Source organism: Umezawaea sp. Da 62-37 (assembly GCF_032460545.1).
Taxonomy (GTDB): Bacteria; Actinomycetota; Actinomycetes; order Mycobacteriales; family Pseudonocardiaceae; genus Umezawaea.
Genome location: NZ_CP135965.1, coordinates 4,524,878 through 4,544,654 on the forward strand (window position 1 = coordinate 4,524,878; position 19,777 = coordinate 4,544,654).

At 70.9% G+C, this 19,777-nt stretch carries 18 protein-coding genes; 6 read left to right on the forward strand and 12 right to left on the reverse strand.

The features are described from left to right. Positions 1–354 precede the first annotated feature (354 nt). The 4 genes from RM788_RS20245 (at position 355) to RM788_RS20260 (ending at position 5,448) form a co-directional block, all read left to right on the forward strand. Entirely contained in the window at positions 355–1,380 is a 1,026-nt protein-coding gene (locus RM788_RS20245; protein WP_315933277.1) for a hypothetical protein, read from the forward strand. Next, positions 1,377–2,585 (forward strand): cytochrome P450, encoded by a 1,209-nt coding sequence (locus RM788_RS20250; protein WP_315933278.1) that lies wholly within the window; start codon positions 1,377–1,379, stop codon positions 2,583–2,585. The genes RM788_RS20245 and RM788_RS20250 overlap by 4 nt, the downstream gene beginning before the upstream one ends. After that, positions 2,531–3,814 (forward strand): MFS transporter, encoded by a 1,284-nt coding sequence (locus RM788_RS20255; protein ID WP_315933279.1) that lies wholly within the window; start codon positions 2,531–2,533, stop codon positions 3,812–3,814. The genes RM788_RS20250 and RM788_RS20255 overlap by 55 nt, the downstream gene beginning before the upstream one ends. Positions 3,815–3,927: 113 nt before the next feature. After that, positions 3,928–5,448: a S8 family peptidase gene (locus RM788_RS20260; RefSeq protein WP_315933280.1), complete on the forward strand. Its 1,521-nt coding sequence runs from the start codon at positions 3,928–3,930 to the stop codon at positions 5,446–5,448. 21 nt (positions 5,449–5,469) lie between these two features. On the opposite strand, the gene RM788_RS20265 is transcribed toward RM788_RS20260, so the two are convergent. The 12 genes from RM788_RS20265 to RM788_RS20320 all read right to left on the reverse strand — a co-directional run bounded on the left by RM788_RS20265 (position 5,470) and on the right by RM788_RS20320 (position 16,875). Then, the gene (locus RM788_RS20265; RefSeq protein WP_315933281.1) at positions 5,470–6,360 is read right to left on the reverse strand and encodes a helix-turn-helix domain-containing protein; all 891 of its coding nucleotides are present in this window, start codon (positions 6,358–6,360) and stop codon (positions 5,470–5,472) included. A gap of 20 nt (positions 6,361–6,380) precedes the next feature. Then, positions 6,381–7,514 (reverse strand): imidazolonepropionase, encoded by a 1,134-nt coding sequence (gene hutI, locus RM788_RS20270; protein WP_315933282.1) that lies wholly within the window; start codon positions 7,512–7,514, stop codon positions 6,381–6,383. A gap of 12 nt (positions 7,515–7,526) precedes the next feature. Beyond that, a complete protein-coding gene (locus RM788_RS20275; protein ID WP_315933283.1) occupies positions 7,527–7,943 on the reverse strand; it encodes an Imm1 family immunity protein in 417 nt (138 codons plus the stop codon). Further along, positions 7,931–8,614, reverse strand: coding sequence for a DddA-like double-stranded DNA deaminase toxin (locus tag RM788_RS20280; protein WP_315933284.1), 684 nt, complete (start codon positions 8,612–8,614; stop codon positions 7,931–7,933). The genes RM788_RS20275 and RM788_RS20280 overlap by 13 nt, the downstream gene beginning before the upstream one ends. A 6-nt stretch (positions 8,615–8,620) precedes the next feature. After that, complete coding sequence (locus RM788_RS20285) at positions 8,621–8,803, reverse strand: DUF397 domain-containing protein (RefSeq protein WP_315933285.1); 183 nt, start codon at positions 8,801–8,803, stop codon at positions 8,621–8,623. Next, entirely contained in the window at positions 8,800–9,621 is an 822-nt protein-coding gene (locus RM788_RS20290) for a helix-turn-helix domain-containing protein (protein ID WP_315933286.1), read from the reverse strand. Before RM788_RS20290 ends, RM788_RS20285 begins: the two co-directional genes overlap by 4 nt. Before the next feature lie 43 nt (positions 9,622–9,664). Continuing rightward, positions 9,665–10,897 (reverse strand): formimidoylglutamate deiminase, encoded by a 1,233-nt coding sequence (locus RM788_RS20295; RefSeq protein ID WP_315933287.1) that lies wholly within the window; start codon positions 10,895–10,897, stop codon positions 9,665–9,667. Continuing rightward, positions 10,894–12,072 (reverse strand): allantoate amidohydrolase, encoded by a 1,179-nt coding sequence (locus tag RM788_RS20300; RefSeq protein ID WP_315933288.1) that lies wholly within the window; start codon positions 12,070–12,072, stop codon positions 10,894–10,896. Before RM788_RS20300 ends, RM788_RS20295 begins: the two co-directional genes overlap by 4 nt. Beyond that, the gene (hutU, locus tag RM788_RS20305; protein ID WP_315933289.1) at positions 12,065–13,717 is read right to left on the reverse strand and encodes a urocanate hydratase; all 1,653 of its coding nucleotides are present in this window, start codon (positions 13,715–13,717) and stop codon (positions 12,065–12,067) included. The genes RM788_RS20300 and hutU overlap by 8 nt, the downstream gene beginning before the upstream one ends. Further along, complete coding sequence (gene hutH, locus RM788_RS20310; RefSeq protein WP_399344172.1) at positions 13,714–15,222, reverse strand: histidine ammonia-lyase; 1,509 nt, start codon at positions 15,220–15,222, stop codon at positions 13,714–13,716. The genes hutU and hutH overlap by 4 nt, the downstream gene beginning before the upstream one ends. Before the next feature lie 73 nt (positions 15,223–15,295). Beyond that, positions 15,296–16,381 carry a hypothetical protein gene (locus RM788_RS20315; protein ID WP_315933290.1) on the reverse strand — a complete coding sequence of 362 codons (1,086 nt, stop codon included), beginning with the start codon at positions 16,379–16,381 and terminating at the stop codon, positions 15,296–15,298. After that, positions 16,378–16,875 (reverse strand): sigma-70 family RNA polymerase sigma factor, encoded by a 498-nt coding sequence (locus tag RM788_RS20320; RefSeq protein WP_315933291.1) that lies wholly within the window; start codon positions 16,873–16,875, stop codon positions 16,378–16,380. Before RM788_RS20320 ends, RM788_RS20315 begins: the two co-directional genes overlap by 4 nt. Positions 16,876–16,946: 71 nt before the next feature. On the opposite strand from RM788_RS20320, the gene RM788_RS20325 reads away from it, so the two are divergent. Then, positions 16,947–17,339, forward strand: coding sequence for a hypothetical protein (locus RM788_RS20325; RefSeq protein ID WP_315933292.1), 393 nt, complete (start codon positions 16,947–16,949; stop codon positions 17,337–17,339). Continuing rightward, positions 17,339–19,771, forward strand: coding sequence for a DUF4132 domain-containing protein (locus RM788_RS20330; protein ID WP_315933293.1), 2,433 nt, complete (start codon positions 17,339–17,341; stop codon positions 19,769–19,771). Before RM788_RS20325 ends, RM788_RS20330 begins: the two co-directional genes overlap by 1 nt. The last annotated feature ends 6 nt before the right edge of the window (positions 19,772–19,777 follow it).

Genomic DNA, 19,777 nt, shown 5'->3' on the forward strand with positions numbered 1-19,777 from the left:
TGTCGACGCAACATCCGGCAATTGACGCGTTCCACGAAAGGTGCTGACGGCAATTCGCCGACCGGAGCGGTCGGCCCAGGCGACCAGTCACCTGAGCCGACCACCTGACCAGTGCTTACTTCTTGCCGGACTTCTTCACCCGAAATTCCGCAGTCGCGAGGTGGCGCATGATTACCCTCCAATTCCGCTACGAATAAACCCTCCCCGAGAGGGCGAAGCGGAATCTTAGACTCGACTTCGAGCAAGCGTCAATAACGATAGAAAAAGCAAATGGGCAGCGTTGACACCGATCAGCGGACCGTGAACGATGCCGAACCACCACCGATTACCCGCACAGCGCCGAGGAGCAGCCGAATGGCCGAACCCACCGTGGTGGAAAGCCTTCTCGGCGTCCCGCCCGGCTATCCGCGCTGGCGGGTCGCGGACATGGCGAACCGGGCCGGGATCCTGCCGACATGGCTGTCCTCGGTCGTGGCCAGGGGCGAGCCGATCACCGAGCGGGCCGCCGGGTACCTCGCGCGGGTCCGCCGCCGCGTCGACGCGCTGCACGCCACCGGCGAGGCGCTGGCCGAGGCGCACGGGGTCCAGGTGATCAAGGGCGCCCGGATCGCCGCGCGGATGCCCGAGGGCCTGCTGCGCAACTCCGGCGACACCGACGTGGTCGCGCCGGACCAGGAGGCGCTCTGGAACTGCGTGCTGGACCTGCGGGAGCGGTTCGACGCGGTGCCGCAGGGCATCAACGTGCTGGAGACCGGCGGGGAGCTGCACGTCGTGGTGGCGATGAAGTGGCCCGCCGAGGAACCGGAGCTGGACAAGCCGATGGGCGCGGACATCGCCACGTGCGCGTTCTGCGGCAACATGTCCGACGTCCCGGTGCGCGCGGGACTGCCCGAGGACGACGACGTCCGCTCGCTGTTCGCGGTGGCCGAGGAGCGCTTCCAGCGCAAGTTCCGGCGCAAGGACATGCTGGACCTGGTGGTCCTCGCCGACGTGCTGGGCGAACGGTTCGGCGCGGACCTGCCCGAGCTGGTCGCGGACACCGCCCGCGACCTCGACCTGGCCCCGGAACTCCTGAAGCTGCAACGGAAGACCGGGCAGTGGGTCGACCTCCCGGACGTGTGGGACGACGTGGAGTCGGCGCTCGTCCCCGTGGCCGCCGCGGAGAAGCGCAGGCGCAAGGAGCCCACCGGGATCCCCCGGCTGCGCTTCGGCTTCCCGCTGGACGACGTCCCGTCGGACTCGGTGGAGCTGCACGCGTTCGAGGGCACGCACCTGATGGCGACCCCGATCGGCACCTGCCTGCTGGTGGACGACCCGGATATCCCGGAGGACCTGCACCGGGCCGCCGTCGACCGGGTCCGCCTGGCGCGTGCGCGATGACCGACCCCTTGGAAGCACGCGAACCGCGGACGTTCCCCTTCTCCGCCCCCGTCGGGCTCGTGATCGACCCCGTCTTCGCGGAGCTGCGCGAGAACGAGCCGGTGTCCCGGATCCGGCTGCCCCACGGCGGGGACGCGTGGCTGCTCACCCGCTACGTGGACAACAGGGCGCTGCTCACCGACCGCCGGTTCAGCCGGACGGCCGCGGCCGGTCCCGCGATCCCGCGGCTGACCGTCGAACCGGCGGGCGGGTCGGCGCTGTCCATGATGGACGGTGCCGAGCACGCCAGGCTCCGCAGGATGGTCGCCCCCGCGTTCTCCGTCCGCCGGATCGAGAAGCTGCGCCCCGGCATCGCCCGGCTCACCGACGACCTGCTGACCGCGATGCTGGAGACCGGGCCTCCCGCGGAGCTGCTGGAGGCGTTCGCGCTGCCGCTGCCGATCACGGTGATCTGGGAGCTGCTCGGTGTGCCCCAGGGGAATCGGGACCACTTCACCGGGCTGGCGAGCAGGCTGCTGTCCTCCACGGCCTACACCAGGGAGCAGGTGCAGGACGCGATCGACGAGCTGTCGGACTACCTCGCCGACGTGATCGCCGAACGCCGCGCCGACCCCGGCGACGACCTCCTCAGCGAGCTGGTGCACGCGCGGGACGTGGACGACCGGCTCAGCGAGCTGGAACTGGTCACGCTGTGCGGCACGCTGCTCGGCGCGGGCTACGAGAACGTCGCCAACGCGATCGCCAACTTCACCGTGCTGCTGACCGAGGACCCCGCGCTGATGGCCAGGCTGCGCGCCCAGCCGGAACTCGTGCCGAACGCCGTCGAGGAGATGCTGCGCTACGCCATGTCCGGTCTCGGCGTGAGCGCTCCCCGGATCGCCACCGAGGACGTGGAGATCGCCGGTGTGCTGATCAGGCGGGGTGAGGCGGTGTTCGCCTCGCTGCCGTCGGCCAACCACGACCCGAACGCCTTCGCCGACCCCGGCCGCGTCGACTTCGACCGCAGGGTCACCGGCCACCTGGCGTTCGGCCACGGCGCCCACCTGTGCCTCGGCGCGGTGCTGGCCAGGGTGGAGCTGCGGATCGCGCTGGCCGCGATCGTGCGCAGGCTGCCCGGTCTGCGGCTGGCCGTGCCGCCCGACGAGGTGCCGTGGAAGCTCGGCCTGACCGTCCGCGGGCCGCGGGCGCTCCCCGTCACGTGGTGACCAGGGCGGGGTCGCTGAAGGAGCACTCCGACTTCCGGATGTTGTGGGCGGGCAACGCGGTCAGCCAGTTCGGCACGAGGATCGGCGGGGTCGCCGCGCCGCTGCTGGCGGTCGGCGTGCTGGCCGCGACCCCGTTCGAGGTCGGCCTGCTCACCGCGGCGCAGACCGTCGGCCTGCTGCTGATCGGGCTGCCCGCGGGCGCGTGGGTGGACCGGACGCGCAAGCGCGGGCTGATGATCTCGATGGACCTGTGCCGGGCGGCGCTGCTGGCCACCATCGCGGTCGCGGGCTGGACGGGCGTGCTCACCCTGGCGCAGCTGGTCGTGGTGACGCTGGCGGTGGGCGTGGCGACGGTGTTCTTCGACGTGGCGCACCTCGCCTACCTGCCCGTGCTGGTCGGCCGGGACCAGTTGCTGGAGGGCAACGCGAAGCTCCAGACGAGCCAGTCCGTCGCCACGACCGCCGGTCCCGCGCTCGGCGGCTGGGCGGTCGGCGTGCTGGGGGCGGCGAACACCATGGTGGCCACCAGCGTCGGGTTCGTCGTGTCCGCGTTCCAGCTCAACCGGATCACGTCCGTGGAGCCGGTTCCGGAGCGGCCCGAAGCCCGCGATCTGCGCGGCGAGATCGGCGAGGGGCTGCGGCTCGTCTTCGGCGTGCCGACGTTGCGCGCCATCGCGTGCTGCACGGCCAGCGCCAACCTCTTCCTGACGTTCCTGATCACGCTGAACGTGCTGTTCCTGAACCGGGAACTGGGCCTGTCGACGGGCACGACCGGCGTGGTGCTGGCGGCGTCCGGCGTCGGCGGTTTCCTCGGCGCGGTGACGGGTCGGGCGCTGGTGACGTTCGTGGGACGCGCCCGGTCGTCGTGGCTGTCGCTGCTGCTCACCCAGCCGTTCGCGCTGCTGCTGCCGATGACCCAGCCGGGCTGGCGGATCGGGCTGTTCGTGGTCGGCTGGTTCGTCGTCGGCTTCGGTTCCACCGTCTACAACATCGCGCAGGTGACCTTCCGCCAGGCGGTGTGCCCGGATCGGCTGCTGGGCCGGATGAACGCCTCGAACCGGGTCGTCGTGTGGGGCACGATGCCGCTCGGCGGCGTCTCGGCGGGCGTGATCGCGGAGGTCGCCGACGCCCGCACCGGCCTGTGGGTCGGCAGCGCGGGACTGTCGCTGGCGGTGCTGTGGCTGCTGTTCTCACCGCTGCGGACGTTGAAAGACGTACCTATCCCTTAAACAGGGTTTCCACAGAATTGACAGTATTGGGTTCGAATATTCGACCCTGCCATTTCACCCGTTGGTGAGGTTACTTTCATCCCGGTTCACTCAATTCCCTGCGGAGGACCCGGATGATGAAGCAATTGCGCCGAGGAGCCGTCGTCACGGCCCTCGGCCTGACCGGGGCGGTCCTGTTCGCCCCGGTGGTCACGGCGGCCGCACCACCGGAGGAGGCGGTGCTCGTCGCGCCCGGCGCGGAGACCGTGCCCGGCAGCTACCTGGTCGTCTACAAAGACGGCGCCACCGGCGACGCGAACACGTTGGCCACCCGCTACCAGGGCGAACTCGGCCGTTCGTTCAGCTCCGCGCTGCACGGCTTCTCGGTGCGAGGGCTCTCCGAGCAGCAGGCGCGGCGGCTGGCGGCCGACCCGGCGGTCGACTACGTGGAGCAGAACGCCGTGGTGCGGTTGCAGGACACGCAGACCGACCCGATCTGGAACCTGGACCGGATCGACCAGCGCGCACTGCCGCTCGACCGGAAGTACACCTACGACAACACGGCGTCGAACGTGACCGCCTACGTCATCGACACCGGAATTCGCAAGAGCCATTCCGAATTCGAGGGCCGGGCCAGTTCCGGTTACGACTTCGTCGACAACGACTCCGACGCGACCGATTGCAACGGCCACGGCACGCATGTCGCCGGCACCGTCGCGGGCAAGACCTACGGGGTCGCGAAGAAGGCCAGGATCGTGTCGCTGCGCGTCCTGGGCTGCGACGGCACGGGCTCGTTCGAGGGCATCATCTCGGCCATCGACTGGGTGACGTCGAACGGCGTGAAGCCCGGCGTGGTCAACATGAGCCTCGGTGGCAACGGCTCCAACGCCACCATGGAGAACGCGGTGCGCAGGTCCATCGCCGCGGGCTTCACCTACGCCCTCGCGGGCGGCAACAACGGGCAGGACGCGTGCGGTTTCACGCCTGCCCGCACTCCGGAAGCCATCACGGTCGGCGCGGTCGACCAAGCGGGGAAGAGGTCGGTGTGGAACTCCTCAGCCAGCTCCAACTACGGCACGTGCCTGGACATCTGGGCGCCGGGTACGGCTATCCGTTCGGCGTCGTACTCCAGTGACACCGGGTACACCGAGATGGGCGGCACGTCCATGGCCAGCCCGCACGTCGCGGGCGCCGCGGCGCTCTACCTCGGCGCCAACCCGGGCGCCACGCCCAAGCAGGTGCGCGACGCCCTGGTCGCCAGTGCCACCGGCAACATCCTGACCGACGTCAAGACCGGGTCGCCGAACCTGTTCCTGTACACCGGTTCCGGCGGCACGACGCCGCCCAACCCGCCGAACCCGCCCACCGGCAAGCTGACCGCCGCGCTGTCCCCTGCCGCGCAGACGATCGGCAACGGGCAGGTGGGCCGCACCACGGTGACCGTCCAGGGCGGCGCGGGCGCGGTCCGGCTGTCCGCGACCGGCGGGCCGCAGGGTTCGCTGAAGTTCTTCCAGCCGACGACGATCCCGGCGGCGGGCAGCTCGCAGCTCTCCGTGTACACCGGGTTCGGGCCGGGAGGGACCTTCCCGATCACGATCACGGCCACGGACGGCGTGAACAGCGCCACCACGACGTTCACGCTGACCGTCGGGTAGTCGCGAGAGCCGGGCCCGGTGTCACTCCCATTCCCAGCGGATGCCGAGGATGCCGGGCCCGGTGTCGTGCGCGACCAGGTGCACGCTGTGCGTCGTGCCGATCCACAGGTCCCGCACGTCGGTCGCGGGGTGCTGCGAGGTCTCCTGCCGGAACCGGTAGCAGCGCACCGGAACCGCGTCCGGGTGGAAGTTCACCTGGAGCACGTAATCGCGCGCCCCGCGCAGGAAACGCCGGTCGGTGACCGAGCTGACCGCGCCGGGGTCGGACGCGATCCGGTAGTCCACCAGCGCCGTGTCGCCCGCCCGCAGCATCCGGTCGAACAGCACCTCGGCGATCAGGAACCCGTGCTCCTGCTCCGTGCGCACCCGCCCGATCCGACACGCCCCCTGCGCCGAGATCCGGCCGACGCTCTCGTCCTCCGCGTCGGCCCGCTGGATCGCCAGGAACCGGTCCAGCCCGTCCTCGTCCGCCCGCAGCACGCCGCTCGACCGGAACTCCAGCTCCCGGCCGTCCGCGCCGACGGTCATCACGTCGCGCCAGGTCAGGTAGGTCACCGGCGTCGGTTCCAGGTGGTCGACCTTGAGCATCAGCTCGTTCAGGCCGTCCGCCTGGACGTCCCAGATGCCCTCCAGCGTCAGCTCCCGCTCGGCGGTCTGCTCGGTCCAGCGGCCACGCGGCCGCTTCGGACCGAGGCTGCCCAGCAGGTCGTCGACGGCGAGGATCTCCTCCAGCAGCTTCACCACCCGCAGCGACTCCGGCCGTTCCGGCCTGCTGCGGCCGCGCCGCCAGTAGCTCAACGTGGACAGGCTGACCTGCGCGCCGCGCCGGGCCAGGTGGTGCTGGATCCGTTCCAGGCTCAGCCCGCTGGCCTCGATCGCACGCGTGAGCGCGTTCCCGAAGTCCTCCGCCACAAGGACGAACCATACGTGTTCTAGAGCGCCCTGACCCCTGCTCGCCACACCGCGTGGGTGAGCGGGACACCGGGCCGGTAGGCGAGGTGCGTCGTCGAGGGCGCGGCCAGCACGTGCAGGTCAGCGCGCGCGCCCGGCCTGATGACGCCGACGTCGTCCCGCCTCAGCGCCCGCGCGCCGCCCAGCGTCGCGGCCCGCACCGCTTCCTCCACGCTCATCCGCATCTGGAGCACGGCGGTCGCCACGCAGAACGCCATCGACGACGTGTACGACGAACCGGGGTTGCAGTTGCTCGCCAGCGCCACGGTCGCGCCCGCGTCGAGCAGGCCCCGCGCGTTCGGGAGCGGTTGGCGGGTCGACAGGTCGCACGCCGGGAGCAGCGTCGCCACGGTGTCGGAGCCCGCCAGCAGCTCGACGTCCTTGTCCGACAGGTAGGTGCAGTGGTCGACACTGGCCGCGCCGAGTTCCACCGCCAGCCGGACGCCGGGACCTTCGCCGAGCTGGTTCCCGTGCACCCGCAGCCCGAGCCCCTTCGCCGCCGCTGCTCGGAGAACCGCCCTCGACTGGTCCTCGTCGAACGCCCCGGTCTCGCAGAACACGTCCGCCCACCGCACGTGCGGCGCCACCGCGTCGAGCATGTCCCCGCACACCAGGTCCACGTACTCGTCGGGATCGGCCCCGGCGGGCACCAGGTGCGCCCCCAGGAACGTCACCTCGTCGACGTGCTCCTCGGCCAGCTTCGCCGACCGCACCTCGTCCGCGACGCTCAACCCGTACCCGGTCTTGGTCTCGACGCAGGTCGTCCCCTGGCGGAGGGCCTCCGCGACGTGCCGCTCCAGGTTCGCCGCCAACTCCTCGTCACTCGCGGCACGCGTCGCCCCGACCGTCACCGCGATTCCCCCTGCGGTGTACGGCTTCCCCGCCATCCGCGCCCCGAACTCGGCGGTCCGGTCGCCCGCGAACACCAGGTGCGTGTGGCTGTCCACCCACCCCGGCAGGACGGCCCGGCCCTCGACGTGGACACGGGTGTCGGCAGCGGGCTCCCCGTGCCCGACCCACACGATCCGGTCACCCTCCAGCACCAGCGCGGTGCCGGAGACCTCGGGATCGTTGGTGGTCAGCTCGCCGATACCGGTGATCAGGGTGCTCGTCACAACGTCTCCAAATCAGCGGTCGACTTGCCAACGAACACCGGTGGGCCTTTTACCATTCGTGCGCAGGTACTCCTCGACAGCGCGTTGGACGACATCCACGGAAACCTGCGAGTCGGGTGGGAACTCCGTGTCGTTGTCCATGTAGTAGTAGACGAGCGGCTCATCGGAACCAGGTTCGTCGCCGACGCTGTAGACACCCTCGAACCACTCCCGACCGGCATAGCGCAGAACTCCGCGATCGCCGTCCACACCGGCCGACAACTCCTGTGCGTGCACGTCATCGGACAGGTACACCTGCGCCAACAGCGGCCCTGCCTCCAACGACTCGACACGCAGTCGCTGAACGAAGGCAGCCACGTCGGCGCTGGTCGACAGCGTGACGGGGTCAGCCGCGTGGTCACGGGCGTAGTAAGCGCTCAGGGAACCCAAGACGACCTCCCACCTCCCTCGTACACCCGGACGAACCCGTTCGCACCATGCACTACAAGACGATAGCCCGGCGGAAGAATGACCGGCACCAACTCGTCACACCCCATGGGACCCGCGCAGGGCTCATTGTTGATGACCACCGTCGCGGAGCGAATCCCGTTCCTGCGCATGTGCGCCGCGAGCTTCATCTCGACATCCGAGGCCCGCTGGGGGATGTGACGCGACTTCATTTCCCGGAAGACCTCGACGGCTTGGTCGTACAGCTCGTCCTTGCCGCTCACGATCACCTGCGACTGGCCGCTGGGCCCCACCCAGCGACCGTGCGTCTTCGGGCGCGGAGTACCGGCCGTGCGCTTCACCCCCGGGACATCCGGTGGCAGGTCCTGCCGCAACCGACCCACCGGCACGGCGTCCGCGATGACACCGTCGAGGTAGCGACGTGCCCTGTCGTCAGCGCTGCTCAGCAGTTCTCGGAGGTCACGGACTTCGGGCTGAATTCCCTCAAAGGTCGCAAGGAGTTCCGACACTTCGGAGCTGCACGAGCCCGCCGATGTCGTCGCGATCTCGGCATGGGCTTCCTCCAAGTGGTCGGCCGCACGACCAAGTGCGGCGAGAGCGGCGGCCGACTTGGCCACCGCTGCCTGGATTCGCGCTACCACCTCACCCAGCACCGCTGACTACAGCGCGGCCACGAACGCCCTCCACCTGTCAACGGGAACTACCAGCCCACCCGCTTCGGTGTTCTTGGAGTCGCGCACCGCGACCTCCGGACCGGTGAAAGCGACCTCGACGCAGTTGCCGTCATTTCCATCGCCGCTGTAGCTGCTCTTGCGCCACTCCACCACAAGCACCCCTTTCATGCGAGCATCCGCTCGATCAGCGCCACCGACTCGTCGTGGCCCATGGCCTTGGCGGACACGTGTTCGAAAACCAACCTAGCCTGCGCGACATCGCTTTTGTCTTCGAAGTGCGACGCACCGGTCGGGTACTCGATGTACAGCATGTCCTGGTCTTCCGGGTCGGGAAACTCCAACAGGGTGAAGGCTCCTGAGAGCCCTCCATGGATGCCGACCTCTTCGGAGAGCACCCGGAGGGTGACCGATGGCAGCTCGGCCATGATCACCAGGTGCTCCAACTGCTCGGCCTTGAGTTCCAGGTGCCGTTCGACCCTGCGCAGGGCTGATTCGTCGATCAACCCGATGAGGTTCAGCGGCCTTTCGTCATCGATCAGGCGGCGCTTGCGCAGCTTTCGCATCTCCAACTGGTTGGCGAGTTCGGATTTGCTCCTGCGGAGTTGGCTCGCCTCGAACACCGCCTGCGTGTAAGCGGGGGTCTGGAGCAGTCCCGGCACGTAGGTCAGGGACACCTCCCGCACCACCACCGCCTCGGTCTCCAGGTCGACATAACCCAAGCCTGTGTGGCCGTACTTGACCCACCAGCCCGGCTCCAAGGCGTAGCGCACATCATCCAGGAGTCGCGGCAGGTAGATGTCGTAGACGTCCATCATCGAGCGGGCGAGGTGCACATCAACCCGCGACTCACCCGCCTCTATGCGGTACATCGAGGTGCGCTTCTTGTCGAGAGCGAGCGCCGCGTCCTCGATGCTCATCCCGGACTGTTCGCGCATCTGGCGCAGGGAACGGCCCAGCTTCCGGCGGCGGAATGGTGGTTTGGTCACCGGACCATGATGGCGTTCGGGACTGGCGGTTGTGGGAATCCCATCACCCGTTCGAGTAGTGGATTCCGTCCTGGGCAATGACTTTACCGGCAACCACGACCGTGGCGACATCGGATGCGGTGGCCGTGAGGACCACCTGTTCGGGTAGCGATCCGGCCGTGCGCACGGAATCCAGCCTGATGGCGACGAAGTCGGCGGGAGCACCGACGCCGATCCTCCCGGCTTCCGGCCAGCCGATGGAGGTGTGGTTGGTCAACGCCGCCAACAACTCGCGCGGCGAGAACCGGCCGCGTTTGCCGGTGCGGAGGCGTTCGCCGTGCTCCAAGGCCCGCGACTCCAGCAGCGGGTCGATGACGGCGTGTTGGTCGCTGCCCAGCGAAAGGGGGCTTCCGGCGTCGGCCAACTCGCGGGCGGGACCGATACCGTCGGCCAAATCGGCTTCGGTGGTGGGGCAGAAGCAGGCGCCGGTTCGGGCGGCGCCGAGGAGTTTGACGTCCTTTGTGGACAAATGAGTCGCGTGCACGGCGGTGGTGCGCGGGGTCAGGGCGCCCGCCTCGTGCAGCAGCTCTGTCGGGGTGAGGCCGTAGGCGTTGAGGCAGGCCTCGTTCTCGGCGGGCTGCTCGGAGAGGTGGACGTGCAGGGGGTTGTCGGGGAAGGCGGCGGCGACCTCGGCCAACTCCGCGCGGGGCACGGCGCGGACGGAGTGGATGGCGGCGCCGATCCTGGTCATCGGGTCGGGCCGCAGCTCGGAGACCCGTGCGGCCCACGCCGACGCGGTGCCGTCGCTGAAGCGCTGCTGGACGCCCTGTACCGGGATGTCGATACCGCCGGCCAGGTAACAGGTGTCCAGGAGGGTCAGGCGGATGCCCGCGTTCACCGCGGCCTGGCGGAGGGCGTCGCCCATCTCGTTGGAGCGGTCGTGCAGGTAGTGGAACTCCCCCACGGCCGTCACGCCGGTCACCGCCATCTCGCGGTAGACCGACGTGGCCAGCTCCAGGTAGCTGTCCGGGGTCAGCTCCTCCGCGACCGCGTACATGGCCTCGCGCCACGTCCAGAACGTGCCGCCGTCGTCGTGCGTGCGGCCGCGCAAGGCCCGGTGGAACGCGTGCGAGTGGGCGTTGGCGAACCCCGGCACGACCACTCCGGGCAGCCGGTGGGCGTCACCTGGGGTGTCCGAAGTGGACAGGTGGACGATCACGCCGTCCGCGACGTCGATCAGCACGCCGGGGACGACGCCCTCGGGCAGCCAGGCCTGTTCGCACCAGTAGCTCGTCACGTCGCCAGGTGCTCCAACGTCGTCGCCAGCGCCACGACGCCTGCCGCGCAGTCGTCGGCTTCCGCGAACTCCTCCGGCGAGTGGCTGACGCCGGTGGGGTTGCGCACGAACAGCATCGCGGTCCGGACGTGCGCGGCGAGGACGCCCGCGTCGTGCCCGGCACCGGTCGGCAGCGCGGGCACACCGCCCAAAGCACCGGCGATGTCGTCGCGCAGAGCGGCGTCGAAGTGCACCGTGTCGCCGTACGACTCCTCGGTCACCGTGACCTCGCAGCCCTCCTCACGTGCGGCTTCCTCGGCCGCCGCGGTGATCTCGGCGACGACCTCGCGCGTCCGCGGGTCCTCCTCGGCGCGGGCGTCCAGCCAGACGTCGACCGAGGACGCGATCACGTTGGTGCCGCCCGGAGTCGGTACCAGCCGTCCCACGGTCGCGCGCGCGCCACCGGTGGCCGCCCGACGTGCCGCAAGCACCATCCGCGAAGCGGGCAGCATCGGGTCTCGGCGGTCCTCGATCAGCGTCGCGCCCGCGTGGTTCCCCTCTCCGACGAAGCTGAACCGCCACCGGCCGTGCGCCAGGATCGACGAGGCCACGCCGACCGGCACGGTCAACCCGCGTCCCTGTTCGACGTGCAGTTCCACGAAGTCGCCGATCATCGACAGCGCCCGCTCGTCGCGGCCCATCCGCAACGGGTCGAAGCCCGCCTTGTGCGCGGCCTCGCCGAACGTGACGCCGTCGGGGTCGGTCAACGACGCCGCGGCCTGCGCGGAGATGGCGCCGGTCATCAGCCGCGACCCGAGGCAGGCGACGCCGAACCGGCCGCCCTCCTCCTCGACGAACACGACGATCGCGAACGGCCGGGTGGGGATGAACCCCTTGGCCCGCAACACGTCCACGGCCTGCAACGCCGACACCACGCCCAACGGCCCGTCGAACGCGCCGCCGCCGGGCACGGAGTCCAGGTGGCTGCCCGTGACGACCGCGTCGCGCCCCGGCTTCCCCCACCACGCCCACATGTTGCCGTTGCGGTCGGCCCGCACGTCGAGTCCGCGCTTCTCCGCCTCGGCGGTGAACCACCGGCGCAGCTCCAGTTCCGCGGGCGCGAACCCGTGGCGGGAGTAGCCGCCGCGCTTGGCGTCCCGGCCGACATCCGCGATGTCGGCGAGCAGGTCACTCATGGGTGGCCATGGGGATGCGCACGCCCCGCTCGTCGGCGACCTCGGAGGCCCGGTCGTAACCCGCGTCGACGTGCCGCAGCACGCCCATACCGGGGTCGTTCGTCAGCACGCGCTCGATCTTCTGCGCCGCCAACGCCGTGCCGTCGGCCACCGTCACCTGCCCGGCGTGGATCGACCGGCCGATGCCGACACCACCGCCGTGGTGGATGGACACCCACGTGGCGCCGGAAGCCGTGTTGACCATGGCGTTGAGCAGCGGCCAGTCCGCGATGGCGTCGGAGCCGTCGGCCATCGCCTCGGTCTCCCGGTACGGCGAGGCGACCGAGCCGCAGTCGAGGTGGTCGCGGCCGATGACGATCGGCGCGGACAGCTCGCCGCTGGCGACCATCTCGTTGAACTTCAGGCCCGCCAGGTGGCGTTCGCCGTAGCCGAGCCAGCAGATCCGGGCGGGCAGGCCCTGGAACTCGACGCGCTCACCGGCCATCTTGATCCAGCGGGCGAGCTTCTCGTTGTCCGGGAACAGCTCCAGGATCGCCTTGTCGGTCTTGGCGATGTCGGCCGGGTCGCCGGACAGCGCGGCCCAGCGGAACGGGCCCCTGCCCTCGCAGAACAGCGGGCGGATGTAGGCGGGCACGAAACCGGGGAAGTCGAACGCCCGCTCGCAGCCGCCGGTCTTGGCCTCGCCGCGGATCGAGTTGCCGTAGTCGAACACCTCCGCGCCGCGGTCCAGGAACCCCACCATGGCCTCGACGTGCGCGGCCATCGACGTGCGGGCGCGGTCGGTGAACTCCTCCGGCTTGGTGGCCGCGTAGTCCTGCCAGTCCTCCAGGGCCACCCCGACCGGCAGGTACGCCAGCGGGTCGTGCGCGGAGGTCTGGTCGGTGACGATGTCCACGTCCACGTTGCGGCGCAACAACTCCGGCAGCACCTCGGCCGCGTTGCCCACGACACCGACGGACAGCGGCGTCCCCGAAGCCTTGGCCGCCAACACCCGCGCGATGGCGTCGTCCAAATCGTCCGCGATCTCGTCCAGGTACCGGGTTTCCAGACGTCGCCGCACGCGGTGCGGGTCGACGTCGACGCAAAGAGCCACACCCTCGTTCATGGTGACGGCCAACGGCTGCGCGCCGCCCATGCCGCCGAGACCCGCGGTCACCGTGAGGGTGCCGCGCAGGGTGCCGTTGAAGCGCTTGTCCGCCACGGCGCCGAAGGTCTCGTAGGTGCCCTGGAGGATGCCCTGGGTGCCGATGTAGATCCACGAACCGGCGGTCATCTGGCCGTACATGGTCAGCCCGGCGGCCTCCAGCCTGCGGAACTCGGGCCAGTTCGCCCAGTCCGGCACCAGGTTGGAGTTCGCGATCAGCACCCGCGGCGCCCACTCGTGGGTGCGCATGACGCCGACCGGCCTGCCGGACTGGACCAGCAGCGTCTCGTCGTCCGCCAGGTTCTCCAGCTCACGCGTGATGGCGTGGAAGCTCGGCCAGTCGCGGGCGGCCTTGCCGGTGCCGCCGTAGACCACCAGGTCCTCGGGACGCTCGGCCACGTCGGGGTCGAGGTTGTTGTGGAACATGCGGAGGGCGGCTTCGGTGGACCAGCTGCGAGCGGTCAGTTCCAGGCCGCGCGCTGCACGGATCTCGGGGCTCAACGGAGGGCTCCACTTCGGATCAGGGCCTCGGCGGCCGCGATTTCGGGCGCGAGGTGGCGGTCCGGGCCGGGGCCCTCGACGGTCTCGCGGAGCTTCGCCACGGCCGCCGCGGTGGCGGGCGCGGGCTTGAGCGGCGCGCGCAGGTCGAGCGCGCGGGCGGCGGTGAGGAGTTCGATCGCGAGCACGGTCGTGAGCCCGTCGACGGCCTTGCGCAGCTTGCGGGCCGCCGACCAGCCCATGGACACGTGGTCCTCCTGCATCGCCGAACTCGGGATCGAGTCGACGGACGCGGGCACGGCCAGCCGCTTCAGCTCGGACACGATCGCGGCCTGCGTGTACTGGGCGATCATGTGGCCGGAGTCGACACCGGGGTCGTCGGCGAGGAACGGCGGCAGGCCGTGCGACCGGTTCACGTCCAGCATCCGGTCGGTGCGGCGCTCGGCGATGCTGGCGACGTCCGCGACCGGGATGGCCAGGAAGTCCAGCACGTAGGCGATCGGGGCGCCGTGGAAGTTGCCGTTCGACTCGACCCGGCCGTCCGCGAGCACCACGGGGTTGTCGATCACGCTCGCCAACTCGCGGTCGGCGACCGTCTCGGCGTACTGGACGGTGTCGCGCGCGGCCCCGTGCACCTGCGGTGAGCAGCGCAGCGAGTACGCGTCCTGCACGCGGGTGCAGTCCGGGCCGCGGTGGCTCTCCATGATCTCGGAGCCCTCCAGCAGCGCCGCCATCCGCGCGGCCGACGCGCCCTGGCCCGGATGCGGGCGCAGCGCGTGCAGGTCCGCGGCGAACACCCGGTCCGTGCCCAGCAGCGCCTCGACGCTCATCGCGGCGGTGAGGTCCGCCAGGTCGAGCAGCGCGCGCAGGTCGCCGGTCGCGAGCACCAGCATGCCGAGCATGCCGTCCGTGCCGTTGATCAGCGCCAGGCCCTCCTTCTCGGCCAGCACGACGGGTTCGATGCCCACTTTCCGAAGGGCCACCGCGGCGTCCACCAGCACGCCGTCCGCGTCGCGCACCTGGCCCTCGCCCATCAGGGCCAGCGCGGACGCGGCCAGCGGCGCCAGGTCGCCCGAGCAGCCCAGCGAGCCGTACTCGTGCACGACCGGCGTGATGCCCGCGTTCAGCATCGCCGCCATCGCGTCGACCGTCGTCGGCCGCACCCCCGTGTGCCCCGAGGAAAGCGTGCGCAACCGCAGCAGCTGGAGCGCGCGCACGACCTCGCGTTCCACCTCCGGACCCGCGCCCGCGGCGTGCGACCGGATCAGCGACCGCTGCAACGCCGTCCGCCGGTCCGGCGGGATGTGCCGCACCGCCAGCGCCCCGAACCCGGTCGAGATGCCGTACGTCGGCGTCTCGGCGGTGGCGAGCCGCTCGATGTGCGCCCTGGCCTCCGCCACCAGCTCCCTGGTGGCCTCCGGGATCTCCACCGGCGCCCCGCCTCGGGCGACGGCCTGCACGTCCTCGCGGGTCAGCGGCTTCGGACCCAGCTGCACGGGTTGCACCATGTGCCCATCACAACGCCCCGGAGCCGTTTCCACGACCCCGGAGCGCGTGACTCCGTCTGGGATACCAGACTGGCTACCTGGTGCCGAACCAGGAGAGGTCGGTGTTCTGGACGACCACAGTGGTGTTCGCGATGGCGGTCAGCGTCTCCAGCGTGATCTCCGACGCCGCCCGCGGACCGCCTCCACCCGGTTGGAACGACTTGCCCGCGACGGTGAGGAACCGGTCGCCGACGGGCACGACGAGCATCACATCCGTCCAGTCGCCGTTCACCTGCCTGGCGGGGACGAAGGTGGCGCCGGCCTCGCGGGCCCGCACGGACGTGCCGCCGGCGGTGTCCGGGGAGGTGGGCGTCAGCCGCGCCTGGGTCGACCGGCTGAGGTGGCTGACCTCGACCTGGATCGTCCACTCGGTCGGGGAGGTCCCCTTCCAAGTGCGGGTCACGAAGTCCCCCGCCCCCACGTGCTCCGGAGCCAGCACCAGCGCGGAGGCGTGGACGGAGGTGCCGCCGGACGTCGTGGACTCGGCGATCCGCCGGGCGACCTCCTTCATCCCCGGCATCGCCTCGACCGTGACCATCAGCAGGCTGCCGCCGTCTGCGCTGTACCAGGACATGCCTGCCTCGTCGAGGCTGGCAGGTCCGAAGGCGCCATCGCCGTTGGCGCCGAGATCCACCCGGTCCGGCGAGTTCTCGTGCTGCACGCTGAACAGGCTGTTCTTGCCCTCCGGATCGACCAACAGCATCACGATCCCGGTCGGATCGGCCGGGTTGCGCCACGTGCGCTTCAACGAGTGGCCGAGGGGAAACTCCCGCTCCTGCTCGACGAACCCGTCCGGTAGCCACTGCGGCTCGTAGAGCACGGGCACGTCGACGGCCATCTGGTTCCGATCGGGAAGCACGCTCGGCTTGACCGGCGTGGCCGGTGTGCCGGTGGTCCTCTTCGAGGGCGCGCCGGTGGTCGCCGGGTCGGCGGAGCGCACCGAGCGGATGTCGACCACGACCGCCACCGCGACCAGCGCCGCCGCGGTCACCGCGACCGCGATCAGCAACGGCATGCGGCGGCGTCGCGGCTTGCGCAGGGCGGCCAGGGTGGGACCGGGAGGCGGGGCGAGGTCGGCCTGCCGCATCAGCGAGTCGCGGATCAGGTCTTCGGTGTTCACCGTGCCTCCAGGAGCTTCTGGGTCGCGCGCAACGTCGTCAGCGCGCGGGAGATGTGGCTGCGCACGGTGACTTCCGCGCAGCCCAGGACTTCGGAGATCTCGTCGTCGGCGAGCCCGTCGTAGTAGCGCAGCACCACGGCCGCGCGCTGCTTCCTCGGCAGCAGGACGATCCGGCGCAGCATCGCGTCGCGCTCGTCGTAGCGGTGCACGGCGTCGGTGGCGGCCGTGCCGACGTCGTCCAGCGCGGCGTGCGACATGGTCACGTCCTTGGCCGCCTTGCGGCGCCGCCAGGACAGGTACTCGTTGGTGATCATCTTTTTCACGTACGCGGCCGGTTGGTCCAGGTCGCCGATGCGCTGCCACTTCTGCTGGGCCCGCAACAGGCATTCCTGGACGACGTCCTGCGCCAGGTGCGCGTCGCAGGTCAGGACCGTCGCGTACCGGAGCATCGGGGTGACCTCGGCGTCCGCGAAGTCCTCGAAACTTCGTCTCATACCCCTCCAATGCGCGGGCCGCCGGATTTGTTGAGCCGGTTTTGTCGGTGCCCGTCCCTACGCTGTCCGACATGGCAAGGGTGACCGTCGTCGACGAGACGACATCGGGCAGGACGGCCGAGCAGTGGACGCTCGACGTGGTCGAGGAGCGGCTGCCGTTGCGGGAGGTGGTCCGGCGGCGGGTGTTCCAGGAGGTCGCGGAGTTCAACGCGCGCGAGGGCGGGGTGTTCCGCGGGCTGGTGCGGCCGACGGACGCGGAGGTCGGGCTGAACGGGTTCCGGGTGCGGGACCGGCAGCGGATCGATCCGGAGGCGCAGGCCGCGGCGGCGTTGGAAGCGTTCGGGCGCAACGGTTTCGTGGTGCTGGTCGGCGATCGGCAGGTCACCGGCCTCGACGAGGTGGTCGAGCTGCCGCTGGGCACCGAGGTCACGTTCCTGAAGCTCGTCGCACTGGTGGGTGGCTGATGTCGGGTCACGCGAACCGGGCCCGCGGGGCGCTCGCCGTCGAGGACGCGGACGGGCTCGTCGACGCGGCCATGGCGTCCCACAAGGCCGGGCACAACTTCGTGGGCACGGTCTGGAGCGACGTGCTGGACCGGTTGCGGGCGCTGCCGGAAGACGCCCGCGTCCGGGTCGTCCGGGGCCTCGCCGACCGGTACCGGGCCGCCCCGGAGCAGGGCGGGCCGATCCTGCCGCTGGTGGCGGTCGCGTCGTCGGGCACCTCGGCCGAGGACGTGCTGGTCGCCGAGCGGCGGGCCGCGTTGGACGGGCTGGCCGGGCAGTACGGGGCGTGGGGGCCGGACGCCCGACTGCTGGCCGAGGCGGAACTCGCGGCGGGCCGGGGGCTGGAGCCGCGGGTGGTGGCACTGCTGCGGCGCCTGGGGTTGGAGTCGTACCAGACGGCCGAGACGGTGGCGTTCGCCAAGCGGCTCACCGAGCCGGTGCTCAACGTCGGCGAGGCGTGGGCCGACCGGGCGATGGCCGACCTGGCCTCGCTGCCGGAACCGTGGCGGCGACTGCTCGCGCTCGCGGCCACCGCCACCACGGCGAAGCCGAACGCCAAGTGGGAGCAGCCCGCGCGGGCGCTCGTCGCCGAGATCGGCGAGGAGGCGGTGCGCGACGCGGTGCTGTCCTGGCTCGCGCTGGTGGGCAGGCCGCGCACGTTCCCGTTGGAGCGCAGGACTTACGACTACGACGTCACCAACGCCTACGACCCGTACAACGCCAACGCGGTGCGCGGCCTCACCTGGTTCCTGGCGCTGCTGCCCGCGCACCCCCGGTCGGCCCGCGTGCTGGGCGCGCTGGTGGAGACGTCGCTGCGCAAGGTCGACGGGCTCGGCCCGCGCAACCCGAAGGTCGCCAACGCGGCCGTCGGCGCGCTGGCCCGGCTCGACGGTGAAGCCGTGCTGGCCGAACTGGCCCGGCTCGCGACCCGGCTGACGCACAAGGGCACGCTCAAGCTGGTCGACGCCGCGCTGGAGGCGAAGGCCGTCGAACTGGGGCTGCGCCGCGAGGAGATCGAGGAGCTGGCGGTGCCCGCGTACGGGCTGACCGGGGTCGGCCGGTCGACCACCGTCCTCGGCGAGACCACCGCGGAGATCACCGTCGTGGGCGGCACGGCCGTGCTCGGCTGGCGCTCGGCCGCGGGCAAACCGGTGAAGAGCCCGCCCGCGGCGGTGCGGCGCGACCACGCCGAGGAGCTGAAGGAGCTCAAGGCGACCGCCAAGGACATCGACAGGATGCTGACGGCACAGGTGGAACGGCTCGACCGGCAGTTCCTGGCGCGGCGGACGTGGGCGTACGCGGTGTGGCGCGAGCGGTACCTCGACCACCCGCTGGTCGGCACGATCGCCCGCCGTCTGCTGTGGACGGTCGACGGCGTGGCGTGCGCGTTCACCGACGGCGAGCTGCGCGACCTCGCGGGCGACCCCGTCACCGGCGCCGAAGTCGCGCTGTGGCACCCGATCGGCCACCCGACCGCGGAGGTCCTCGCGTGGCGCGAACGGCTGGAGGAGCACGGCGTCACGCAGCCGTTCAAGCAGGCGCACCGCGAGGTGTACCTGCTGACCGACGCGGAACGCCGCACCGGCGCGTACTCCAACCGCTTCGCCGCGCACGTCCTGCGCCAGCACCAGTTCCACTCGCTGGCGGCGGTTCGCGGCTGGCGCAACAAGCTCCGACTGGCCGTGGACGACACCTACGAGCCCGCCGTCCGCGACCTGCCGCTGTGGGGGCTGCGGGCCGAGTTCTGGATCGAGGGCGACGGCGAGGAGTACGGCGTCGACACCGCCCCGTCGGGCAGCTACCTGCGGCTGCGCACCGACCAGGTCCGCTTCTACCCGATCGACGCCGCCCCGAACCACGCGCACGCCTCCGGTGGCGGGTACGCCCCGGTCCGGGGCCGCCAGGCCGAGCCACTGGCGTTGACCGAGGTCCCGGACCTGGTGCTCAGCGAGGTGCTGCGGGACGTGGACCTGTTCGTCGGCGTCGCCAGCGTCGGCAACGACCCCACGTGGCAGGACGGCGGACCGGACGGCCGGTTCACCGCGTACTGGCACTCCTACGGCTTCGGCGAGCTGACCCAGACCGCCCAGACCCGCCGCGACCTGCTCACCCGGCTGGTCCCCCGGTTGGCGATCGGCGGCCAGTGCACGGTCGAGGACCGCTTCCTGCGGGTGAAGGGCGCGCGGCACACGTACAAGATCCACCTCGGGTCCGGCAACATCATGATCGCCCCGGACAACCGGTACCTGTGCATCGTGCCGAAGCCGTCCGCCGGAACGGATTCCTACCTGCCGTTCGACGGCGACCGGACGCTGGCGGTGATCCTCAGCAAGGCGATGCTGCTGGCCAAGGACACCGACATCACCGATCCCACGATCCTGAGCCAGCTCTGACTCCAC

What these genes read in the sequence shown, in the direction of transcription:
- RM788_RS20325 (WP_315933292.1), top strand. Translation starts at nt 16,947, where the DNA reads ATGGCAAGGGTGACCGTCGTCGACGAGACGACATCGGGCAGGACGGCC.
- RM788_RS20300 (WP_315933288.1), bottom strand. Translation starts at nt 12,072, where the DNA reads ATGAGTGACCTGCTCGCCGACATCGCGGATGTCGGCCGGGACGCCAAG.
- RM788_RS20250 (WP_315933278.1), top strand. Translation starts at nt 1,377, where the DNA reads ATGACCGACCCCTTGGAAGCACGCGAACCGCGGACGTTCCCCTTCTCC.
- RM788_RS20285 (WP_315933285.1), bottom strand. Translation starts at nt 8,803, where the DNA reads ATGAAAGGGGTGCTTGTGGTGGAGTGGCGCAAGAGCAGCTACAGCGGC.
- hutH (WP_399344172.1), bottom strand. Translation starts at nt 15,222, where the DNA reads ATGGTGCAACCCGTGCAGCTGGGTCCGAAGCCGCTGACCCGCGAGGAC.
- RM788_RS20245 (WP_315933277.1), top strand. Translation starts at nt 355, where the DNA reads ATGGCCGAACCCACCGTGGTGGAAAGCCTTCTCGGCGTCCCGCCCGGC.
- RM788_RS20260 (WP_315933280.1), top strand. Translation starts at nt 3,928, where the DNA reads ATGATGAAGCAATTGCGCCGAGGAGCCGTCGTCACGGCCCTCGGCCTG.
- RM788_RS20330 (WP_315933293.1), top strand. Translation starts at nt 17,339, where the DNA reads ATGTCGGGTCACGCGAACCGGGCCCGCGGGGCGCTCGCCGTCGAGGAC.
- RM788_RS20320 (WP_315933291.1), bottom strand. Translation starts at nt 16,875, where the DNA reads ATGAGACGAAGTTTCGAGGACTTCGCGGACGCCGAGGTCACCCCGATG.